General features: G+C 78.5%; 1 protein-coding gene. It reads right to left on the bottom strand.

What is annotated here, in order from left to right; translation table 11 throughout:
- Positions 1-34: 34 nt before the first annotated feature.
- On the bottom strand, positions 35-297 hold a 263-nt coding region (locus DBV35_RS29800; RefSeq protein WP_157962124.1), incomplete at its 5' end, for a hypothetical protein.

Below are 297 nucleotides of genomic sequence, written 5' to 3'. Positions count from 1 at the left end.
CCGGCCTGACCCGCCCGCTCCGGGACGCCGTGGGTCAGTGACCGCTCGTCTGCGACCGGCCCTGGCCGATCGGCTTGCCGTGGATCTGGTCGTCGGTCGGCGGGGTCGTCGGCACCGGGGTCCCCGGGTCCACCTCGCGCTCGCGCTGCAGGACCGTCGCCCAGCCCCACACCGCGGCCGCGGTCAGCAGCAGGACGGCCACGATCCCCGGGGCCCGGCGCACCCGCGCCGGGGTCGGCTCGACCACCTCGGCCAGCGCGTGGCGGGCGTCGTGCACCGAGCCGGCCACAACGTCGG

This window comes from Acuticoccus kandeliae (assembly GCF_003073115.1).
Note: the sequence above shows the minus strand (reverse complement) of the source record. Positions and strands in the feature narration are given on the sequence as shown.